Source organism: Pseudoselenomonas ruminis, assembly GCF_008271295.1.
Taxonomy (GTDB): domain Bacteria; phylum Bacillota; class Negativicutes; order Selenomonadales; family Selenomonadaceae; genus Selenomonas_A; species Selenomonas_A ruminis.
This window is the reverse complement of the sequence record NZ_VTOY01000019.1, coordinates 1-19,666: the sequence shown is the minus strand read 5'-3', so window position 1 is coordinate 19,666 and position 19,666 is coordinate 1. Positions and strand designations below refer to the sequence as shown.

Annotated in this window: 21 protein-coding genes; 18 read left to right on the top strand and 3 right to left on the bottom strand. The window is 54.0% G+C overall.

Annotated elements, in window-relative coordinates:
- Positions 1–214 precede the first annotated feature (214 nt).
- Positions 215–454, bottom strand: a complete 240-nt coding sequence (locus FZ040_RS12865) for a hypothetical protein (protein ID WP_149172368.1) — start codon at positions 452–454, stop codon at positions 215–217.
- Positions 455–734: 280 nt separating this feature from the next.
- On the opposite strand from FZ040_RS12865, the gene mqnE reads away from it, so the two are divergent.
- The 5 genes from mqnE (at position 735) to FZ040_RS12840 (ending at position 6,293) form a co-directional block, all read left to right on the top strand.
- The gene (mqnE, locus tag FZ040_RS12860; RefSeq protein ID WP_149172367.1) at positions 735–1,832 is read left to right on the top strand and encodes an aminofutalosine synthase MqnE; all 1,098 of its coding nucleotides are present in this window, start codon (positions 735–737) and stop codon (positions 1,830–1,832) included.
- A gap of 42 nt (positions 1,833–1,874) precedes the next feature.
- Positions 1,875–2,972 carry a radical SAM protein gene (locus FZ040_RS12855; protein WP_149172366.1) on the top strand — a complete coding sequence of 366 codons (1,098 nt, stop codon included), beginning with the start codon at positions 1,875–1,877 and terminating at the stop codon, positions 2,970–2,972.
- The gene (mqnC, locus tag FZ040_RS12850; RefSeq protein ID WP_149172365.1) at positions 2,969–3,994 is read left to right on the top strand and encodes a cyclic dehypoxanthinyl futalosine synthase; all 1,026 of its coding nucleotides are present in this window, start codon (positions 2,969–2,971) and stop codon (positions 3,992–3,994) included. Before FZ040_RS12855 ends, mqnC begins: the two co-directional genes overlap by 4 nt.
- 11 nt (positions 3,995–4,005) lie before the next feature.
- A complete protein-coding gene (locus FZ040_RS12845) occupies positions 4,006–4,857 on the top strand; it encodes an MTAP family purine nucleoside phosphorylase (protein WP_149172364.1) in 852 nt (283 codons plus the stop codon).
- Positions 4,858–4,955: 98 nt separating this feature from the next.
- The gene (locus FZ040_RS12840; RefSeq protein WP_149172363.1) at positions 4,956–6,293 is read left to right on the top strand and encodes an amidohydrolase family protein; all 1,338 of its coding nucleotides are present in this window, start codon (positions 4,956–4,958) and stop codon (positions 6,291–6,293) included.
- Positions 6,294–6,356: 63 nt separating this feature from the next.
- On the opposite strand, the gene FZ040_RS14275 is transcribed toward FZ040_RS12840, so the two are convergent.
- Positions 6,357–6,725 carry a hypothetical protein gene (locus FZ040_RS14275; protein ID WP_255448896.1) on the bottom strand — a complete coding sequence of 123 codons (369 nt, stop codon included), beginning with the start codon at positions 6,723–6,725 and terminating at the stop codon, positions 6,357–6,359.
- Positions 6,726–7,268: 543 nt separating this feature from the next.
- Here FZ040_RS14275 and FZ040_RS12830 point away from each other — a divergent pair.
- Both FZ040_RS12830 and FZ040_RS12825 read left to right on the top strand, forming a co-directional pair.
- Positions 7,269–8,426: a PrsW family glutamic-type intramembrane protease gene (locus tag FZ040_RS12830; protein WP_149172361.1), complete on the top strand. Its 1,158-nt coding sequence runs from the start codon at positions 7,269–7,271 to the stop codon at positions 8,424–8,426.
- A 103-nt stretch (positions 8,427–8,529) separates the two neighbouring features.
- On the top strand, positions 8,530–9,345 hold the full coding sequence (locus FZ040_RS12825) for a zinc ribbon domain-containing protein (RefSeq protein ID WP_187620344.1): 816 nt from the start codon (positions 8,530–8,532) through the stop codon (positions 9,343–9,345).
- A gap of 82 nt (positions 9,346–9,427) precedes the next feature.
- Here the strand turns inward: FZ040_RS12825 and FZ040_RS12820 are convergent, their stop codons facing one another.
- Positions 9,428–10,645 (bottom strand): hypothetical protein, encoded by a 1,218-nt coding sequence (locus FZ040_RS12820; RefSeq protein ID WP_149172359.1) that lies wholly within the window; start codon positions 10,643–10,645, stop codon positions 9,428–9,430.
- A 142-nt stretch (positions 10,646–10,787) separates the two neighbouring features.
- Between FZ040_RS12820 and FZ040_RS12815 the strand changes: the two genes are divergently transcribed.
- The 11 genes from FZ040_RS12815 (at position 10,788) to FZ040_RS12770 (ending at position 19,591) form a co-directional block, all read left to right on the top strand.
- Positions 10,788–11,081 carry a hypothetical protein gene (locus FZ040_RS12815; RefSeq protein ID WP_255448894.1) on the top strand — a complete coding sequence of 98 codons (294 nt, stop codon included), beginning with the start codon at positions 10,788–10,790 and terminating at the stop codon, positions 11,079–11,081.
- Positions 11,082–11,159: 78 nt separating this feature from the next.
- The gene (locus FZ040_RS12810) at positions 11,160–12,758 is read left to right on the top strand and encodes a DUF4127 family protein (RefSeq protein ID WP_149172358.1); all 1,599 of its coding nucleotides are present in this window, start codon (positions 11,160–11,162) and stop codon (positions 12,756–12,758) included.
- Positions 12,759–12,848: 90 nt separating this feature from the next.
- A complete protein-coding gene (locus tag FZ040_RS14040; protein ID WP_156033536.1) occupies positions 12,849–12,995 on the top strand; it encodes a hypothetical protein in 147 nt (48 codons plus the stop codon).
- Between the two features lie 140 nt (positions 12,996–13,135).
- Complete coding sequence (perR, locus tag FZ040_RS12805) at positions 13,136–13,588, top strand: transcriptional regulator PerR (protein WP_255448893.1); 453 nt, start codon at positions 13,136–13,138, stop codon at positions 13,586–13,588.
- 181 nt (positions 13,589–13,769) lie between these two features.
- Positions 13,770–13,970: a 50S ribosomal protein L31 gene (gene rpmE / locus FZ040_RS12800; RefSeq protein WP_033171209.1), complete on the top strand. Its 201-nt coding sequence runs from the start codon at positions 13,770–13,772 to the stop codon at positions 13,968–13,970.
- Between the two features lie 139 nt (positions 13,971–14,109).
- Complete coding sequence (locus FZ040_RS12795; RefSeq protein WP_149172381.1) at positions 14,110–15,009, top strand: DUF1385 domain-containing protein; 900 nt, start codon at positions 14,110–14,112, stop codon at positions 15,007–15,009.
- Between the two features lie 16 nt (positions 15,010–15,025).
- Positions 15,026–16,093, top strand: coding sequence for a peptide chain release factor 1 (gene prfA, locus FZ040_RS12790; protein WP_149172357.1), 1,068 nt, complete (start codon positions 15,026–15,028; stop codon positions 16,091–16,093).
- A gap of 3 nt (positions 16,094–16,096) precedes the next feature.
- The gene (gene prmC / locus FZ040_RS12785) at positions 16,097–16,972 is read left to right on the top strand and encodes a peptide chain release factor N(5)-glutamine methyltransferase (protein ID WP_149172356.1); all 876 of its coding nucleotides are present in this window, start codon (positions 16,097–16,099) and stop codon (positions 16,970–16,972) included.
- A gap of 5 nt (positions 16,973–16,977) precedes the next feature.
- Complete coding sequence (locus tag FZ040_RS12780; protein ID WP_149172380.1) at positions 16,978–18,039, top strand: L-threonylcarbamoyladenylate synthase; 1,062 nt, start codon at positions 16,978–16,980, stop codon at positions 18,037–18,039.
- Positions 18,040–18,159: 120 nt separating this feature from the next.
- Positions 18,160–18,876 carry a hypothetical protein gene (locus FZ040_RS12775; protein ID WP_149172355.1) on the top strand — a complete coding sequence of 239 codons (717 nt, stop codon included), beginning with the start codon at positions 18,160–18,162 and terminating at the stop codon, positions 18,874–18,876.
- Positions 18,860–19,591: a hypothetical protein gene (locus FZ040_RS12770; RefSeq protein ID WP_149172354.1), complete on the top strand. Its 732-nt coding sequence runs from the start codon at positions 18,860–18,862 to the stop codon at positions 19,589–19,591. The genes FZ040_RS12775 and FZ040_RS12770 overlap by 17 nt, the downstream gene beginning before the upstream one ends.
- Positions 19,592–19,666: the final 75 nt, after the last annotated feature.

Sequence of the window (19,666 nt, the reverse complement as noted above, 5' to 3'; positions counted from 1 at the left end):
ATTTTTAGAAAACAATAGGAATAAGATTAAAAGTTGATTAAGTAAACTAATTAGGTCGTAAGTCCCACGAGAGCCGTTTATGGCATGACGAAAAGACCGCTGTCAGCGGGGAAAGCGGACAGCGGTCTTTTGCACATTTTTGTTCTATTTTTTGGGAAAGTGAGAAATTTAGGGAAAAAAATAGGGAAAAATAGGGAAGTTGGGGAAACTATAATCAGGTGTTCTTCGCGATGAAATAACCGGCTACTGCACCTGCAATGGCAGCGGTATTGCGGTCACCCTCGGAGTACTTCTTGGGGTGATAGCTGTGATGCTTGTGCGCCAGCTGGGTGATTTCATAGTCATGACCACTGTGGAAGGGGCTGGCTTCGGATGCCGTAGCACCAAAGATGCCAAGGCTTACGAAACTGGCCAGGGCCACAGCCATGACTTTTAGACTTTTTTTCTTGAACATGACACTCATCTCCTTTTTTTATGGGGCCGGTTCATGGATTACCGGCTAGCGTTGCTTATGAGCGCCTCCATCCTTAGAGACTTGTGTTTGTGTCCTTCCTGACTACAGTTAACAGTATAGCGGGCAAGTTTTAGAAAACAAGAAGCTGGCTGTTAAAAGTTGATTAAGTAAACTATTATTTTCCGATTAAAGGGCCGCAGGAATGCGATAAATAACTGCAAATGCTACGGATAGATGCTATAATTAGAAGATATGAATTGTACATTTTGGAGGGAATGTAGTGTTAGCAGCGGAAAACTACCAGGATATTGAAGAGAAAATCCTAAAGGGTGAGCGGCTGAGCCGGGAAGATGGTATCCGGCTTTTCCATTGCCCGGATATTGCCTGGCTCGGAGCTATGGCCGATTATGTCCGCAAGAAGAAATGCGGCGATATTGTCTACTATAACGTCAATTGTCACGTAAATCTCACCAATGTCTGCACGGCCCAATGCAAGTTCTGTGCCTTTGGCCGCGAGGAGGGTGAGAAAGGTGCTTACGCCATGAGCAAGGAGCAGGCGCTGAACCTTGTCCGCGATGCGATGAAAGACCCGGATTTGGCGGGGCTTCATGTCGTAAGCGGCCTCCATCCGACCTGGACCTTCGAGCATTATCTCGGGATTGTCAAAGCACTCCACGAAACATTCCCGAATCTTTATATGAAGGGATTTACCGGTGTCGAGATTACGCATTTTGCGCAGATTTCGGGGCTGTCCATCGAAGAGGTATTGATCCGCCTGCGGGATGAAGGCGGTCTTCAGGCTATCGCCGGCGGCGGTGCCGAAATCCTCTCGGACCGCGTACGCGGGGAGCTTTGCCCGGATAAGGCAACGGCTGACCAGTGGCTTGAGGTGGCCCGCACGGCCCACAAACTCGGCATCAAGTCGAATGCCAGCATGCTCTATGGCCATATTGAGACGCTGGAAGAGCGCGTAGACCATCTGCTCCGCCTTCGTGAGCTGCAGGATGAGACGGGCGGTTTCCAGACGTTTATCTGTTTCCCGTTCCTGCCGAAGAACACGGAGCTCGGCAAGCGCGTCAAGCAGACCAGCATGTGGGATGATTTGCGCACCATGGCGATTTCCCGCCTGATGCTCGACAATTTCACCAACATCAAGGCGTACTGGGTCATGCTGACGGTTCCGGTGGCCCAGGTGGCACTGGGCTTTGGTGCCAACGATATCGATGGCACGGTCCATAAGGAAACCATTCTGCATGATGCGGGGGCGACGAGCCCGACGGCCCTTTCGGAGAATCAGATTATCCGCATCGTTAAAGAGGCAGGCAGAATCCCGGCCTCCTGTGACTGCAACTTCAACATCATCAAGAAATATGAGTAACAGGCTTTCTCCTGTCCGGGGAGAAAGAGAAGAGGAAAAGGCATGAACGATAAAATAGCAACGGCCCGTGCCAAAGCGGCGTCTGGCGAGCGTTTGACGCTTGAGGATGCGCTGGCATTATATGAAGACAACGATATCCTGTTCCTGGCGGAGTGCGCGCGCAAGGCCAAGGAGAAAAAGAGCGGCAAAAAGGTATATTATACGGTCAATCGTCATATCAACCTCACGAATATTTGCAGTGCGAACTGTCCGCTTTGTGCGTTTCAGGTAGAGGCCGGGGATAAACGCGGCTTTACGCTGGAGCATGAGGATATCGACCGGATTTTGGCCGAAGCCCAAAAGGTCCGCAATCTGTCCGAGATTCATATTGTATCGGCACTTCATCCGGATAAACCGTTTGAATACTATGTTGAGGTAGTGCGCCGGGTCAAAGCCGCGCTGCCAGCTGTTGACGTGAAGGCCTTCACGCCGGTAGAAATCGTAAATTTCGCCAAGATGACGGGCAAGTCCATTCGCGAGGTGCTGGTAATTTTGCAGGAAGCCGGGCTCGACAGCCTGCCGGGTGGTGGGGCCGAGATTCTTTCCGACCGCGTGCGTCAGATTATCTGTCCGAAAAAGGCCACGACGGCGGAATGGATAGAGACGATGAAGACAGCGCACAGCCTTGGTATCCGCACGAATGCCTCCATCATGTACGGCCATGTCGAGACCATCCGCGAGCGATTGCAGCACCTCTTCACCCTGCGGGACATACAGGATGAGACCAAGGGCTTTCAGGCGTTTATGCTGTTCCCGTTCCATCCGGGAAATACGAAGCTCGGGGAGGAACAGAACCTGAAGCGCGTCGGTTCGTGGGAAGATATGAAGATGATGGCGCTTTCCCGCCTGATTCTTGACAATATCGACCATATCAAGGCCTTTTGGATTATGCTGACCATGCCGATTGCCCAGTTGGCGCTGGGCTTTGGTGCGGATGATCTGGATGGAACCATCGGCGAGGAAAAGATTATCCACGCGGCTGGGGCCAAGACGAATACGGGCATCACGCGTCCGGTACTCGAAAAGATGATAAGGGAAACGGGCTACGAGCCGGTAGAACGCGATACCTTCTATCATGAGATAGCGGAGGGACAACTATGAGATTGACGCCAGAGCAGGGCGAGAAGCTTTTGCTGCACGGCGACCCGATTGAACTCGGGCAGCAGGCCGATGCCGCTCGCCGCAAGCTGTTTGACGATACGGTTACGTTCATCGTGGACCGCAATATAAACTATACCAACGTCTGCAAGAACGAGTGCAAGTTTTGTGCCTTTTTCCGGCGCAAGGAACACAAAGATGCCTATCTGCTGACCTATGATGAGATTTTGGCAAAAGTCCGTGAGACGGTAGAATGTGGCGGCACGCAGGTCATGATACAGGGCGGTCTTTATCCTGATTTGGGCCTGGACTACTATGAAAAGATGCTGCGGCTTATCAAGCAGAACTTTCCGTCGATTACGATTCACTCGTTCACGGCGACGGAAATCCAGTATTTTGCCCAGCAGGCGGGCCTCTCAATCCTGGACACGCTGAAGCGTTTGCAGGAGGCAGGCCTCGACAGCCTGCCGGGCGGCGGTGCGGAAATCCTGGTGGATGAAGTGCGCCGCCGCGTCAGCCCGAAGAAAATCATGACGGATGACTGGCTGCATGTCATGGAGTGCGCGCATTCCATCGGCATGGAGAGCACGGCGACGATGGTCATTGGCTTCGGTGAGACCATGGCCCAGCGCATTGAGCACATGGAAAAAATCCGCCGCTTGCAGGACAAGACCGGCGGGTTCCGTGCATTCATCACCTGGACGTTCCAGCCGGGCAATACGGAACTCGGCGGCGAGAAGACCAGCGGCTGGGACTATATGAAGACGCTTTCGATGACGCGCCTTTATATGGATAATATCAAGCATATCCAGGGCTCGTGGGTAACGCAGGGCGAGCGCATCGGCCAGCTGACCCTTGGCTTTGGTGCCGATGACCTCGGCAGCATCATGCTGGAGGAAAATGTCGTGCGCGCGGCTGGCACGAATTACGAGATGAGTATCAACAAGATGGCGGACATCATTCGCGGCGCTGGCAAACAGCCAGCCCAGCGCGATACGGAATACAATGTCATCCGCCGGTTTTGAGGAGATAAATTATGAGTGAAAGTAAGATTCCAAAAGCGGATTATGCCGTCGTGGGCGGCTCGGGTACGCTGTCGAGCAACTTTCCGGCCAACCTGCCGGATGAAGATGTCGAAATTTTGGCCGACAACCTGCACTTTGAGACGCCCTATGGCATGAGTCCGGCTATCCGCCTGTTCCGCGTGGGGCAGAAGCGGGTATTGACCGTCAAGATGCATGGCTGGCGCTCGGGCGTCACGCGCGCCGATGCGAGCCGTCAGGTGTTCTGGACCTTCCGCGAGGCCGGCGTCAAGCGCATCATTTCCGAGGGCGGCGTTGGCACGGTCAACAAATTGCTGGACCTGCGGGATTTCATCATTCCTGATGATTATCTCGACCTTTCGGTTCGCAAGGACGTCATGCTCGATGGCCGCTACCTCTTGATTATGCGCGACGCGCTCTGCCCGGAGATGCGGCAGGCGCTGATTGAGTCGACGAAGAAGCGCTTTGACGGCCGCGTGTTCATCCGCGGCACTTATGCCGTTACCGATGGCCGTCATTTCGAGAGCCCGGCGGAGGTTGCGATGATGAACGGCCATGCGGATATCGTCGGCCAGAGCATTGCGCCGGAGGTATATCTGGCCCGCGAAATCGGTGCCTGCTATGCGGGGCTTTACTTCACGGTAAACTACGGCGAAGGAATCCGCGAGAAATGGTCGCATAAGGACATGTCGGACATCTTCTACGACGATGCGCCGATGATCGGCGAAATCATCCTCGAGACGATTCGCAATGTCGATGCCAATGACCGCCACTGCGAATGTCTGGACCTCCGCAAAGAAACATTGCTCAAGGATGTTTATAACGAGGTTTCGGCCAAGGGATAACAGAATAAAAATCCGCGAAAGGCTGTGCAGGATAATGCACAGCCTTTCTTGAATATTAGGGTAATATTTATCGGTCAGACTATGAGGGAGGGGAAGGTATGAAGTGGCACATCAAGGGAGGTTTGTTTGTTCTTTGGGTCTGCTGGCTGGCCTTGGCTTCGGCGGCATTCGCGGCATCGCGGAATTATGTCGTACAGGGCGATATCGTTTATACGCCGGCCTGCGGGGAGGCCAAAATCCTGCCGCAGGGCTACCTGGTGGTAAAAGAAGGAAAGGTCCAAGGTGCTTATGATAAGCTGCCGAAAGACTACGAGGGGTGGAAAAAACAGGATTGCCGGGGAAAGCTTATCCTGCCAGGTTTCTGCGATTTGCATGTCCATGCGGCCCAATACCGGCAGATTGGCTTGGGGATGGATGAGGCCCTTTTGGAATGGCTTGAGAAGTATACGTTCCCTGAGGAACGTAAATTTTCGGATACTGCCTATGCGGAACGGGTATATGGCGATTTTGCGGCAGAGCTCGCAAAGTGTGGCACAACGCGGTCGGCAGTATATGGAACCATCCATCGCCAGGGCGCAGAAATACTCGCCAGGAAACTTACGGAGCGCGGTCTCGGGGCCTATGTGGGCAAAGTAAATATGGACCGCAATGCACCGGATTATCTATGCGAGACAAGTGCCGGTTCGTTGGCGGAAACGGAGCGGTTTGTTAAGGCGCCGGTCTGGACGGATTTGGTGCGGCCAATCCTCACGCCCCGGTTTGCGCCATCGGTGACGCCGGAGCTTTTGCAGGACCTTGGAGCGTTGGCAAAACGGGAAAACCTTCCGGTGCAGACGCATTTATCTGAGAATAAGGCAGAAATCCAATGGGTAGCAGAGCTCTTTCCTAAAATCCGCGAGTACCCGAAGGTATATGAACATTTTGGCCTCTATGGAGACACGCCGACGCTGATGGCGCACTGCATTCATATGAGCGAGGCACAAATCAAAGAGATGGTAAGCCGTGGCGTATATCCTGTTTTTTGCCCTGAATCCAATCTGAATCTTACCAGCGGCATCATGCCAGTCCGTAAGTTCCTGCAGGCAGGCGCCAAGGTGGCTCTGGGCAGTGATGTGGGGGCTGGGCATGACCTCTTTATGCCCCATGTCATCGTGCGGGCCATACAGGTTTCCAAGGTGCGGGCGATGGACTATCCCGAGGAAAAAGCCCTGACGCTGCCAGAGGCCTTCTATCTGGCCACCAAGGGCGGGGGCTCCTTCTTCGGCAAGGTAGGTAGCTTTGAACCGGATTATGACGCCGATTTCCTGGTGGTAAAGACTCCCAAAGCCTTGGCGGAGCGTTCCGTTCAGGAGCGTTGGCAGCATTTTATCTATCATGGTACTCCGGAAGATATTACGGCCCGCTATGTAGCGGGAAAGCAGCTTCGCCTGCCGTGAAGCTTCAATGAAAAACCTGCCGCCAGCTTCAAGCTGGCGGCAGGTTTTTCATTACTTTTATTATTAAGAGATTTTGGCAATGGCTGCCAGAAGGACTAAGATGCCGATGGCATAAAGGGCTCCGTACACGATGGAAAGTGCGTGGCCGTGACCGGTCAATTTTTCGCGGTTGTAGAGGTAGAGGGGCGGGCAGAAGAAAATCGCCACATAGTACCAGGAGGACATGGGGATGGCCACGCGGCTCAGATAGCTTTTGTCAATGCAGAGCAGGATGGCGGCAACCAGCGACAGAACCCGGGTGATGTCGGGCAGGTTAAAAAAGCCGTGCAGGAAGCCGTAGCCAATTGGCAGCAGGGCGGCTATCTTGCAGAACGTCCAGCCCTTGTTAATCAGCGAGATTTCTTCGGGCGTGAAGTCAGGCCCCATACCCATATAGGCAGGTGCCATTCCGCTGGCTGCCGGACCGTAGGGCATGGAGAAATTCTGGTTGGGGGCAGCGGCCGCAAACTGGACCGGCTGTGGCTGTGGTGCCGTTATGGCAGGCTGCTGCATTGCTGCTGGCTGCATAACGGGCTGTGGTTCCGGGGCAGCCGGCTGCACGGGCGACGGTTCGTCCGGTGCCGATTGGCTGACGGCTGGCTGGCTCGGCGCGCCTGCAGCTTGGGGCGGCGTGACCGGTTCTGATGCTTCAACTGGTGCGCCGCAGTTTATACAGAATTTGGAATCACTGGGTAGTTCTTTTCCGCATTTCATACAAAACATAAAATCCCTCATTTCTCATTTAGGTATCTTTAATCCAGATACCAGAAATTACGAAGTGTACATACGTCCTCTTTGTACATATTACGCATGAATTGTTTGATGACTGTTAATCTTCAATTAGAGGTCCGTTAAATCGGTTTGGTTTGGATTGAACTTGTTATTTTTCCATGATATGGTATCTATCAGAATATGGAAATTAGGGAGGGATAAGCCATGTTCTGTGTGAATTGTGGGGCACAGCTAACGGGGGATGAGCGCTTCTGTACGAAGTGCGGCCAGCCGGTTTTGGCTCCGCCACCGATGGGGATGCAGGGGGCGCCAGCTGGTTACCAGGGGCGGCCGATGTTTCAGCGGCCCTATTATGGGCGGCGCCTGCCGCCGCAGAAGGGGACACTTGATTCCCTCATCGATAACGTCAACCGTATGACCGGTGGAACGGAACACGTTGAGTTAAAGATGAAAGACTTGGTGGAGAATGTATTCCGCAAGCATACAAAGCAGGAAGCGGAACAAATCTTCATCTACGGAACGGCGGCAACGACGCCGCCGGAAGAACAGATTTCGACCGATTGGCCGCATCCGTGGCTCTATTCGCGGGTGTTTTTGGTGCTGGCGGTGACCATGCTGGGCCTGTTGTTTATGAACCAGATGCTAGGCAACAAGCTGGCGGCGCCCGGTGTTATCTTCATCGGGGCGCTGGCCGTACCGTTTTCGGCGCTGATATTCTTTTTTGAAGTCAATGCGCCGCGGAACATCAGCATATTTGAGACAACGCAGGTTTTCTTTATCGGCGGCGTCATGTCACTGATTATGACGATGTTTGTTTATGGCTTTATCGGTTTTGACAAGCTGAATAATATGAGCACTTTCCTCGTCGGATTGGCCGAGGAAGTGGGCAAGGTCATGGTCATTGCCTATTTCCTGCGCGGGCAGGAGAAAAAGTACATCTTAAACGGCCTTTTGATTGGCGCGGCCGTTGGTGCTGGCTTTGCCGTATTCGAAACGGCGGGCTATATCGCCAAGAGCAACAGTTTGACGGTGCTCTACTTGCGCGGCGCCCTGGCGCTGGGCGGTCATGTGGCCTGGGCCGGACTTACGGGGGCGGCGCTGGCGATGGTCAAAGGGGAAAAGCCGCTATGTGCAGACCATCTGATGGATATGCGCTTTTTGAAGTTCCTGGCCGTCAGTATTGTGCTTCATGGACTTTGGGATATGCCGCTTCTATCGCATATCATGCCACTTATCACTCAGGTCGGTTTGATGGCTGTCGTGTGGATTTTTCTGCTGGTCATGCTCCATGCCGGGCTGCGGCAGATTTCGACGATACAACAGCAGGCTAAAGCGGCTGGCGGCGTGCAGCCATTGCCGTGATGGCGGTGGCTTAATCAGAAATGCTTTTTGAGAATTATGGATGGGAATCGCGTTAGAGGACGAAGGGAACTATTGGACGATATGGATTGAGGGAGGAACTATTATGTTTTGCAAGAATTGTAATACCCAATTGCCGGATAACGCGACGTTCTGCAAGAATTGTGGTGCCCGGGTAACGCCGGAGCCTGCCGCTCAGACACCCGCACAGCAAGCGGCTCAGCCGGCGGTACAGCCAACTCAGACGATGGGCGCATCGCAGCAGCCCAATGGGATGACGATGCCGCCGAATGCGCAGCTGGGCATGCAGGGGGGCTATTATCAGCAGCCGCAGAGCCGTTCTTCGACGGCCAAGATTGTGGCAATTACGCTCGGCGTAGTAGCGGTTCTCGGCCTTGGCTTTATGGCCGTACATAACTCGTCGAGTGCCAACGACGTGCCGCAGCCGGCGCAGACGGAACCTGCGGAAAAGGGCAAGGATAAACCGGCGGTCGAAACGCCGCAGGCAGGGGTGCTTTCGCTCAAGCACAAGGACCGCAAGCTCATCAACAATGAGACGAATGAACTCATCCTGATGCTCAAGGATGCGCAGATTACGATGGATGCGGCTGGTCATCCGCAGCTTTGCCTGCTCTATACGAATAAGATGGCCAAGGGTTTTTCGAGCATTGAACTTTCCGTCCGCGCCCTTGACCAGGCAGGCGAGCCGATGAAGAGCCCGGTAACGGGGCGTGATTTCCAGAGCGTCGAGGCAAAACAGCTCGTAGCGCCGGGCGGATCGACTACGGCGAGCGACATCATTCCGCTGGCCGAGCTGCCGAAGGCTGAAAAATACAAGGTAACCTTCCGCTGCATTAACTTCCAGGATTATGACTTCCTGATGTTCAAGGGCAGTAGCAAGCCGACGGTATTGGTCGAATAAAATGGCGGCGCAAACTGTGAAGCGTGAGTTATAACGATAGGAAAAGAGGACCATAGGGCAGAGCCCGGTGGTCCTCTTTTTATCACCAGCACCAGGCATAGCGGATGCCGAGCGAACAGCTCTCGTGACGGCGATGGCTGTCTGCTGGCTGGTGAAGATAGCGTTTATAGGTGCTGTCAATCGTGAGGTTTTGATGGTGCCGGAAATCGCGGCGGTATTCAAGGTGCACGGCTGGTGTGAAGGAAGGCCGTTCCTCGTTGTCGCGCTGTCTGCCAAGCAACGTCTGCCAGGTGAAGCGGGCGCTTTTTCTGGCGCTATTCCATTGGCGGCTGAAGCCGGCGGCATATTCGAGCCGCCGGCGGGGCGCATCGTAGCTTATCTGCTCGTGATCATAGTGGCGGCGGCTGCCGGTCAGTTGCAGGGCGTCCTGATAGTTGTGGCGTTTCTGCAAGCGTTGGATGAGTTTTGCCCGATATTCGCGATAGGCATTCTGGTCGGTGAGCTCAGCGCTTTCGGCACCGAGGACGAAGGTGGTTTTAGCGGTTAAATCGTGTTTGAACGTCAGGCCCTGATAGGTTTCCCGGATGCCAGAGCGCACGGTACCGGCATGTTCGTGCAGGCGCCGTCCGGCTTCGAGCAGTAACTCGGAGCTGTCGGCAGGCTCATAGGTCAGGGCCAGGCGGCCGCCGCTTTTGGCATTGGCTTTAAAATAGCTGCTTATGGCACCGCTGATAGAACCCCAGGCAAATTGGCGTTTTAATTCCGAAACCGAGGCCAGGTAAGAGGCCGAGTGACCATTAGCTGTCAGATGGTGCTGGCTGTAGTCGCGGCTTAAATAGAAATTATGTCCCCAATAACTGTCGTAGGTAATGCCAGCAGCTTGCTTGTTGTTCCGTTTTTCATCGCTTTGGCTGTGGTAGTAGGAGGAGAGACAATGGAGCGGCAGGCGTTCGTACTCAGCCTGCAGGGCAAGCGCATCAGCATCCATGGGATTTTGAGCCAGCAGGTCTAAATACGTTTGGCGGGTATTGGCCAGCAGGCCGTGGCGCAGATTATTGGCGGCCTGGCACACGGCGGCATCGTGGCGGATTTTGGCATCCTGGCTGCCGCTGAGCCGGCGCAGTATTCTGGCGGCTTGGTGGTAGGTTTTCTGGTCTTGGCTGGCGGCGATAAGCTCCTGCGCATAACGCAATTGGCTGAGCTCGCCATCTGCCGTTTGGGCCAAAGCGGCCTCACAAGGGGTACTGAGAATTCCGATAAACCATAGGCTGACGAATAGGCTTCCTGTCTGAAAACGCATAAGGGTCCCTCCTCGCTGCAATAATACTTTAATTATAACGCAATTTAGCTTTTCACAGAACCCTGCGGCAACGGCCCGTTTTCTTTTGATTGCGGGATGGCATGGGATGCGTTAAGATAAGGATAAACACGAAAACTATGAGGTGATTGGATTGGTAAAACTGACGGGCTATTACCAGCTGCCGGGGAGCATGCCGCAGCCGGTGGATTTTGCGGATTTATTTGACAAGTCATTTATGCGCAAGTATACGAATTACCGCACCTTTGAAAAATTCCTGCAGGGTGGGAAATTCCGTATCGAATCCCAGCAGGATTTTGAGGACCTGCCCGAAGAGCAGATGGATAAACATGTTGAAAAGACCACCCGCTTTGGCAGCTGGAAGGAAATGATTGATTTCGCGACGGATATCTATGCGCGGAAACAGCTGGAACGCTGAGGATTGCGGGGCAGCGTACGATGGTGTAGAATTACTAAAAAAGCGGCGTGAGATTGTTTCGCCAGAAGAGGTGGACGAATGAAACGGATAATAATGGTTTTGGGGATGCTCGTGTGGGGGCTGTTTTGCGTGTGGCCCGGGCAAAACGTTGAAGCGGCCAAGGGAAAACTGGTGTTTATCCCGCAGGATAACCGCCCTATTTCCGGCGAGGAAACGGCGGAGGTGGTTCGCAGTCTCGGCTACGAGGTGGTAATGCCGCCAGAGGATTATTTAAATCGCGGGACCAACCAGCCGGGCGATCCCGATAAGCTCTGGCAGTGGACGCATGAGAATATCCGCGGGGCCAAGGCGGCGATGGTTTCCGCCGATGCTTTGCTGTACGGCGGCCTCATTAATTCGCGCAAACATGAGATTCCGGAAACAACGCTGGATACGCGGGTGCAGGAGTTCGCGCGGCTCCGTCAGGAAAATCCGGGGCTCAAGCTCTACGTGTTCAGCTCACTGATGCGCACGCCGATAGATGGCGCGCATGCCGGGGATGAGGAACCGGCCTACTATCAGCAGTATGGCGGCGATATTTTCCAGGCAACCTCGCTGCAGGATAAAGCCGAGATGCAGGGGCTGAGCAGTGAGGAAACGGCCGCTATGCAGCAGCATAAGGAAGCTGTCCCTCAGGCGGTATGGCAGGATTGGAAAGCCCGCCGCCAGAAAAATCTGGCCACGACGAAGAAGCTACTGGATTTGACCCGTCAGGGAACTTTTAGTTATCTGGTCATCGGCAAGGACGACAATGCGCCGCTGTCGCAGACGCATCGCGAAAGCCGCCAGCTGGCGGCCTATGCCAAGGATATTCCCGAGACGAAGTTTCAGATGCTCTCCGGTATTGACGAATTTGGCATGCTGCTTTTAAGCCGGGCAGTCAATGATTTGGAGCATCAGATTCCGTTTATCTATGTCAGATACAACAAAGGGGCTGGTGCGAACACGGTGCCGAGTTATTCCGATAACCGCATCGGGGATACCATTCGCGCATCGGTGCTGGTGGCGGGCGGCATGATGGTGACCCAGCCGGAGAAAGCGGACTTCGTCCTGCTCGTGAACACCAACAAGAACGGCCACACTGGCGAAGCCAATGACGTCGCCCCAGGCGTGCCGCTGCGCAACGACGGTGCTCCCCGCAATACGACCAAGGGATTTGTCAATCTGGTGACGAATTATGTCGATAAGGGCTATGCCGTCGGCATTGCCGATATTGCTTTTGCCAACGGCGCGGACAATGCGCTGATGAATCAGCTGCGGGACAAGGACCTGCTGTATAAGATCCGGGCTTATTCCGGGTGGAACACGCCGACCAACAGCACGGGCTTTGTCATCGGAACAGGGCTTTTGGCCAACCGTATGGAAAACGACGCCTGCGACCGCCTGCTGACCCGCCGTTATCTGGAGGATTGGGGCTATCAGGCTAACGTGCGTACTGCTGTAGCTGACAGTGTGGCCTTGTTCCGCCGAAACGATGTCTACGAAAATCTCGGTGACCATGAGCAGGGCGTAAGCCGTCGCATCACGAGCCTCATGCGTCAGTTCGTTTACCGGAATCTGCCGCCTTATCCGGGCTTGGACCAAGTGCAGGTTACGCTGCCATGGCATCGTATGTTTGAAGCGGACTTCCATTACTAATTTTTATGGTGACATAACGTAAGAAGTGTGTTACAATACCATAAAGTTATCTTGAACTTATCTTATATTTATCGCAAAGGAGAGACTATCATGAAAAAGACCCGTACTAGCATCAACTGGAACAAAGAGTGCGTCTTTTTTGAGCGCACGGTACAGATTCGCCGCGCAGCTGCGCTGCTGCGGAATGCTGGCGTTGTAGTTGAACCGAAGGCCGATAAGAAACCAGCGGTTGCTTGATTTTTGTGAGCCGCTGAAGCACCACTGCCGGGGGACCGGCGGTGGTGTTTTTTTGTTGACAGAAGAGCCAGGTATCGGATAAAATAAATACAAATGGATAATCATTATTTGTTATCATGTCATGGAGAAAGGATTTTGTCATGAAGACAATGTTGAAACCCAAAGAAGTGACGGCTCTTTTGCGGGAACGCGGTTTTAAGGTCACCCCGCAGCGGTTGGCGGTTTATGACGTGCTCGCTCATACGACAGCTCATCCCAATGCGGAGACGATTTATCAGGAGCTTCAGCCGTATTATCCGACGATGAGTCTGGCAACGGTTTACAAGGCGTTGGCGATTCTTTGCGAAGTGGGTCTGGCTCAGGAACTCAATTTGGGGGAAGAGGCCTTCCGCTACGATGCCAACACGTCGCATCATCCACATATCCGCTGCACGTGCTGCGGGCGTGTGGATGACATCATGGAGGATTTGTCCTCGGAGGCGATGGAGAAGCAGGCTGCTGACGAGACTGGTTATGCGATTACGGATCATCAATACTATTTCTTTGGCGTTTGCCCCGATTGCCAGAAGGCAGCTGGGCGCGGAAAACATTGAAATTCCCTTGCACAGTATACGGCACCGTGATATAATAATCCAGTAATGGACGTAATGACGTCTGTTTCCAAGTCAAAGATTGACTGGCTTTACCCCGACGGGGAGCTAGGTCTAAACCAAGCTTGCGCATAGTGAGCTTGTATCAATTCCCAGTTTCTTGGGGTGAAAGCGAGGTGTAATAATGAAACAGGGTATCCATCCGGAATTCCACGAGGCTACGGTAACCTGCGGCTGCGGCAACACGTTCAAAACGGGTTCTACGGTTGCAGATCTTCGTATCGATGTTTGCTCCAAATGCCATCCGTTCTTCACGGGTCGTCAGCGTGACGTTCAGGCAGGTGGTCGTATCGAGAAGTTCAACAAGCGTCTCGCCAAGAAATAATCGAACGACAAATAAGCAGAGCAGAGCAATCTGTTCTGCTTATTTTATTATGTGAGCCGATTAAGGCAATTCATAAGATTAGTGAAATAATCGGTACTTCCGAAAATGATAGGAGGAATTACCTTTGCAGAATAGATTGATGGTTGGCGGCCAGGCCGTCATTGAAGGCGTCATGATGCGCGGACCGAAACTGACGGCTACGGCTGTCCGCGACCCGCAGGGGGAGATACAGGTCGAGGCAAATCCGGTGAACTCCATCACCGAGCGCTTCCCGATACTCAAAAAGCCAATGCTGCGCGGTTCGGTGTCGCTGGTTGAGTCGTTGATAATCGGCATGAAATCCCTCTCCTATTCGGCCCAGATGGCTGGCGAAGAGGATGAGAAGCTGACCGATAAAGAATTGGCAGGGACTATTGTGTTCGCGCTGGTATTGGCCAGCATTCTCTTTATCGCCATTCCCACGGGGGCGGCGAAGTTATTCCATGACATCACAGAGGATCCGTTCTTTTTGAATCTCATGGAAGGATTTCTGCGCTTGGCGATTTTCCTGCTGTATATCTGGGGAATTTCGCGCATGAAGGATATCCGCCGGGTGTTCCAATATCATGGCGCTGAGCACAAGACAATCCATTGCTATGAGGCCGGCTTGCCGCTGACGGTGGAGAATGTGCAGAAGTTCTCGCGGCTGCATCCGCGCTGTGGCACCAACTTCCTGCTTATTGTCATGTTGGTTTCGATTTTTGTTTTTGCCTTTTTAGGCTGGCCTTCCCTGTGGGAACGCATTGCCAGCCGCATCCTGCTGCTGCCAGTGGTAGCGGGAATTTCCTACGAGATTATCCGCCTGGCAGGACGCAGTCAAAATGCCATCATCCAGACGGCAATCAAGCCGGGATTGTGGCTCCAGTACCTCACCACGCGTCCGCCGGAGGATGAGATGGTAGAGGTGGCAATCGAGTCGTTAAAGGCCGTACTGCCCGCTGAGGAAATCACAGCCGGTTCCGGGGAATACCGGAAAACCGAAGAAGTATTAGTACCCTGAAGAAGAGGTGAATTTCGTGCTGGAAAAACTCCAGGCCGTTGAAGATAAATATTTGGAATTGGAGTCGCTGATAAGCGACCCTGCCACTATTGCAGATATTGACCGTTGGCAGCGCTACAACAAGGAGCATGCCTCCCTTACGCCCATCGTGGAAAAGTTCCGCGAGTACAAGCAGGTGGTAAAGGGCATCGAAGAAGACAAGGCGATGTTTGAAGAAGCGCTGGACGATGAAATGCGCAAGCTTGTCGAAGAGGAATTGGCAGCACTTTCGGTCAGGAAGGAAGCCCTCGACCAGGAACTGCCGATTTTGCTTCTTCCCAAAGACCCCAACGACGATAAGAATGTCATCGTCGAGATTCGCGGCGGCGTTGGTGGTGAGGAAGCAGCACTGTTTGCCGGCGACTTGTTCCGCATGTATTCGCGTTATGCCGAAAAACAGGGCTGGCGCACGGAACTCCTCGATGCCAATGCGACAGAAATCGGCGGCTTCAAAGAAGTATCGTTTATGGTTAAGGGATTTGGTGCTTACAGCCGTCTCAAATACGAGAGCGGCACGCACCGCGTCCAGCGCGTGCCGGCTACGGAGTCCGGCGGGCGCATCCATACCTCAGCGGTAACGGTGGCCGTACTGCCAGAGGTCGAGGATGTCGAGGTGGACATCAACCCGAATGAGCTTCGCATCGATACGTATTGTGCCTCCGGTGCCGGCGGTCAGTACGTAAACCGTACGGAAACGGCCATTCGCATCACCCATCTGCCGACGGGTATCGTCGTGCAGTGCCAGGATGAAAAATCCCAGCTCAAGAACAAGGAAAAAGCCATGAAGGTCTTGCGGGCGCGAATCCTCGACAAGGCGCGCCAGGAGCAGGAGGATGCTGTGGCTGCTGACCGCCGGAGCCAGGTCGGTTCCGGTGACCGCAGTGAGCGCATCCGCACGTATAACTTCCCCCAGGGGCGTGTCACGGACCATCGCATCGGCTTGACCCTGCACAAAATCGATGCCGTGCTGAATGGGGAACTCGAGGAGATTTTAAACGCACTTATCACGGCAGATCAGGCAGAACGGCTGAAACAGGTGAAATAAGATATGGCAAATAACGAAATATGGACGATTGGCAGGATACTCAAGTGGACCGAGCAGTACTTTGAGCAGAAAGGCGTGGAATCCCCGCGCCTTGACGCAGAGGTACTGCTTTCCCATCTGCTCAAGAAACAGCGAATCTATCTCTATGTTCATTTTGATGAACCTTTGCAGGCGGAGGAGCTGGCTGCCTATCGCGAAATGATAAAAAAACGCGTGGCGCATGTTCCGGTGGCCTATATCTTGGGCGAAAAGGAATTCATGGGATTGACCTTCCAGGTCACTTCGGATACGCTGGTGCCAAGACCGGATACAGAGATACTGGTTCAGACCGCCGTCGACGCCCTGAAGGGGATGCCGCCGGAGGCTCATCGCTTTGCGGATATTGGCACAGGCAGTGGGGCGATTTGCCTGTCGGTCCTGCACTTTACGGAGAACACCGAGGCGGATACCGTTGATATCAGCCCAGGGGCGCGAGCGGTGGCCGAACAGAATGCGGCGGCCTTGGGCTTGACGGAGCGCATCACCTTCCATACGGGAGATTTGCTGGAGCCGATCAAGGATAAGACCTACACGGCGATTCTTTCCAATCCGCCGTATATCCCGCAGGCAGATATTGAGACGCTGGCACCAGAGGTGCGCTGCAAAGAGCCAATGACAGCCCTTTGCGGCGGGGCGGATGGCTTAGATTTTTACCGCCGCCTCTGTGCCGAGGCCCCGGATATGCTGCTGGCAGGCGGCTTTATGGCCTTTGAGGTGGGGATTCATCAGGCCGAAGCGGTAGCCAATCTTGCCCAAGAACATCCACTGATTGAGCGGACGGAAATCATCAAAGACTATGCCGGTATTGACCGCGTGGTCGTAGCGTGGAGAAAGAAGTGAGTGATTTGCAGACGGAGATCGTAAAGATTGAACGGATAAAAGAACAGAAAGAGGACCTGCAAAGAGCCGGGGAAATCCTTCGGCAGGGGGGACTGGTGGCCTTCCCGACGGAAACGGTCTATGGGCTGGGGGCCAACGGGCTTGATGGCGATGCCTGTGCCAAGATTTATGATGCCAAGGGGCGCCCGTCGGACAATCCGCTGATTCTCCATGTGGCGAATCGTTCGATGGTGGATCAGATTGCCGCCGTCATCCCGCCGATGGCAGAAAAGCTTATGGCGGCCTTCTGCCCCGGGCCAATCACGCTCATCCTGAAACGGCGCAGCATTGTGCCGGACCGCATTACGGGCGGCCTCGACACCGTCGGTATCCGCATGCCCGAAAACGATGTGGCCCGGGCGATGATAAAAGAGGCTGGCGTACCGGTGGCGGCGCCTTCGGCGAATATCTCGGGGCGTCCGAGTCCGACTACCGCTGAATCGGTTGCCCGTGATATGGATGGACGCATCCCGCTGATCCTCGATGGTGGCGCCTGCCGGTTTGGCGTGGAATCGACGATTGTCGATTGCACGGGAGGAAAAGCGGTTATCCTGAGGCCCGGTGCGGTGACACGGGAAATGCTCGCCGAACTTCTCGGTGAGGAAAATGTTACCCTTGACCCGGCGCTGGTCGGAGAAAAAGTGGTACCGAAGGCGCCCGGTATGAAATACACCCATTATGCCCCCAAGGCGCCGATGACGCTGATTGAAGGCATGCCCACCCGCATGGCGAGGGCGTTCCAGCGGGAAATCGAACGGTTGCAGGCCCAGGGGCATACCGTGGGGGTAGTGGCCAGCCATGAAGTCCTGCAGGACTTAAAAGGTGTGGTGGCCGAGGACTTAATGGCCGATTACGGCCATCAGCAGGATTTGCCGGCCATTGCCGCCAATATCTATGAAGCCCTCCGAAGCTTTGATGACAAACCAGCGGATGTCCTTTTGGGAGAAGGGACGGCAAGCGATGGCCTGGGGCTGGCTATCATGAACCGCCTCCACAAGGCCAGCGGCTTCCGCACGATTAAAGCGTAAGCTAAATCTACCGAATGAGCAGGAAAAAATTTCTGGTTGTCGTATATGAGAATTAGGAAGAGTATGGGAAAGTAGTTTCTTCGCAAGAAGATTTCGATGTAAAGGTAAGGGGGAGGCATCATGGGCAAGATATCCTATGCAGTAGCGGGATTACTGGTCATAGCTGTGGCCGGTGGTGCAGGCGCTGTCGCAGCGATTCATTACAATGAAACCCGGGCCGTCGTGCAGGCCGAAAAAGACAAGCAGGAAGCTGCCAAACTGGCGGCGATACAGGAGCGGGAAGCCAAGGAAGCGGCGGCTCGGGAAAAGGCCCGCCGCAAACAGGAGCTTCTCGATATGCGCATGGGCCGCAGTGAGGAACCGGATCAGGTTATCCGCGGGCTCATTGCCGATATGAAAGTCACACAGGAAGCGGATGGCTCCACAACATACCGCTATGAAGACCCGGAGGAAGACGGGATTTTCTTCCAGCCCTATCTGATTCGCGGGGCTGACGGCGTGGCCGTCATGCACGTAATCCTGCGCCATCGCGGCGGCCGGCCGATGGGGTTCCAGGGGGTAGACTTGCAGCCCACCGATGACCAGCTGTTCCATATCCGGGCCCAGGGGGCGGTGACAACGACCCAGACGGATACGGGTATCATGGAATGGTGTGACCAGCCCGTCGACGCGGAGACTGGCAAGGCCATGCGCGAAGTCGCGGCCGTTTTGGCGGCCAAAATCAGCATGCTCGGCGTCAATGGTTCGAACGATGACCGCATGTTGACGGCCACCGAGGCCATGCGTATCCGCAATATTCTCGAGTTGGCGGATCGTTTGAATGGCAAGACAAAATAAAATCAGAAAGGATGCGAATGTCATGGAGTTATTCCCGCCGTTAGTGGCGCAGGTGATGTTGGTATTGGTGGGCGTCATTGGAATTGTGAGCTTAGTGGTAGGTGCTTATAACAGTTCGATACTTATCAGTGGCCGCAGGCAGTTCTTGAAGATTGAAGTCTTGGAGCAGGATATCGCAAAACTCCAGCAGGAAATCAAGGAACTAAAGAGCAAGCAGCTGCCGGTTGAGGAATCGCAGCCGGTGGCGATTGTGCCGCCGGAGCCCGACCCGTTGGAGTCGACAGGAGCTGAGGAAGTCTGGGCGGAGTTTTTGAAGGATTATAACAATCTGGCGGCTAGCATGGATGTGCCAAAGGCTTTGGAGGCCTGCGAAACCTTTGCCGGCACCCACCAGCTTACGTTTTTGATTTGCCTTGACCATGCCGCACAGGAAAATGGCATGATATCGCCAAAGTTTGGCGAGGTCAAGCAGTTGGCTGAAAGCAACTACTGGGCGTGGGCGGTCCCCGAAACGGGGGGAGCCTTCGTTGTTGTGCCGAATCCACTCCATGACTACGATGAAAAGCTCCATACGGAAGGCGGTATGAAAGAGACCTTTGCCTCAAATTATGAATCAGGCATCTGTAAGGAAATCAAAGTCCGCCTGCCGGCAAAATTTCAAAATCGCAAGGGAACCTGGAAAATCATCCAGCCCGGCGTGATAAAAGTCAAATAAAAGCAGTTTGCGATAGAAAAGACCTGTTGTCGAAAAGACAGCGGGTCTTTTTGTATAAGAAAATTACAGTTTGCA

Bases quoted from the DNA above. Each gene is read 5' to 3' on its own strand.
- perR (WP_255448893.1), top strand. From the start codon at position 13,136: ATGAAGACAATGTTGAAACCCAAAGAAGTGACGGCTCTTTTGCGGGAA.
- FZ040_RS12825 (WP_187620344.1), top strand. From the start codon at position 8,530: ATGTTTTGCAAGAATTGTAATACCCAATTGCCGGATAACGCGACGTTC.
- FZ040_RS12795 (WP_149172381.1), top strand. From the start codon at position 14,110: ATGGTTGGCGGCCAGGCCGTCATTGAAGGCGTCATGATGCGCGGACCG.
- FZ040_RS12845 (WP_149172364.1), top strand. From the start codon at position 4,006: ATGAGTGAAAGTAAGATTCCAAAAGCGGATTATGCCGTCGTGGGCGGC.
- prmC (WP_149172356.1), top strand. From the start codon at position 16,097: ATGGCAAATAACGAAATATGGACGATTGGCAGGATACTCAAGTGGACC.
- FZ040_RS14275 (WP_255448896.1), bottom strand. From the start codon at position 6,725: ATGGGTATGGGGCCTGACTTCACGCCCGAAGAAATCTCGCTGATTAAC.
- mqnC (WP_149172365.1), top strand. From the start codon at position 2,969: ATGAGATTGACGCCAGAGCAGGGCGAGAAGCTTTTGCTGCACGGCGAC.
- FZ040_RS12820 (WP_149172359.1), bottom strand. From the start codon at position 10,645: ATGCGTTTTCAGACAGGAAGCCTATTCGTCAGCCTATGGTTTATCGGA.
- FZ040_RS12775 (WP_149172355.1), top strand. From the start codon at position 18,160: ATGGGCAAGATATCCTATGCAGTAGCGGGATTACTGGTCATAGCTGTG.
- FZ040_RS12810 (WP_149172358.1), top strand. From the start codon at position 11,160: ATGAAACGGATAATAATGGTTTTGGGGATGCTCGTGTGGGGGCTGTTT.
- FZ040_RS12840 (WP_149172363.1), top strand. From the start codon at position 4,956: ATGAAGTGGCACATCAAGGGAGGTTTGTTTGTTCTTTGGGTCTGCTGG.
- FZ040_RS12865 (WP_149172368.1), bottom strand. From the start codon at position 454: ATGTTCAAGAAAAAAAGTCTAAAAGTCATGGCTGTGGCCCTGGCCAGT.
- FZ040_RS12855 (WP_149172366.1), top strand. From the start codon at position 1,875: ATGAACGATAAAATAGCAACGGCCCGTGCCAAAGCGGCGTCTGGCGAG.
- rpmE (WP_033171209.1), top strand. From the start codon at position 13,770: ATGAAACAGGGTATCCATCCGGAATTCCACGAGGCTACGGTAACCTGC.
- FZ040_RS12770 (WP_149172354.1), top strand. From the start codon at position 18,860: ATGGCAAGACAAAATAAAATCAGAAAGGATGCGAATGTCATGGAGTTA.
- FZ040_RS14040 (WP_156033536.1), top strand. From the start codon at position 12,849: ATGAAAAAGACCCGTACTAGCATCAACTGGAACAAAGAGTGCGTCTTT.
- FZ040_RS12830 (WP_149172361.1), top strand. From the start codon at position 7,269: ATGTTCTGTGTGAATTGTGGGGCACAGCTAACGGGGGATGAGCGCTTC.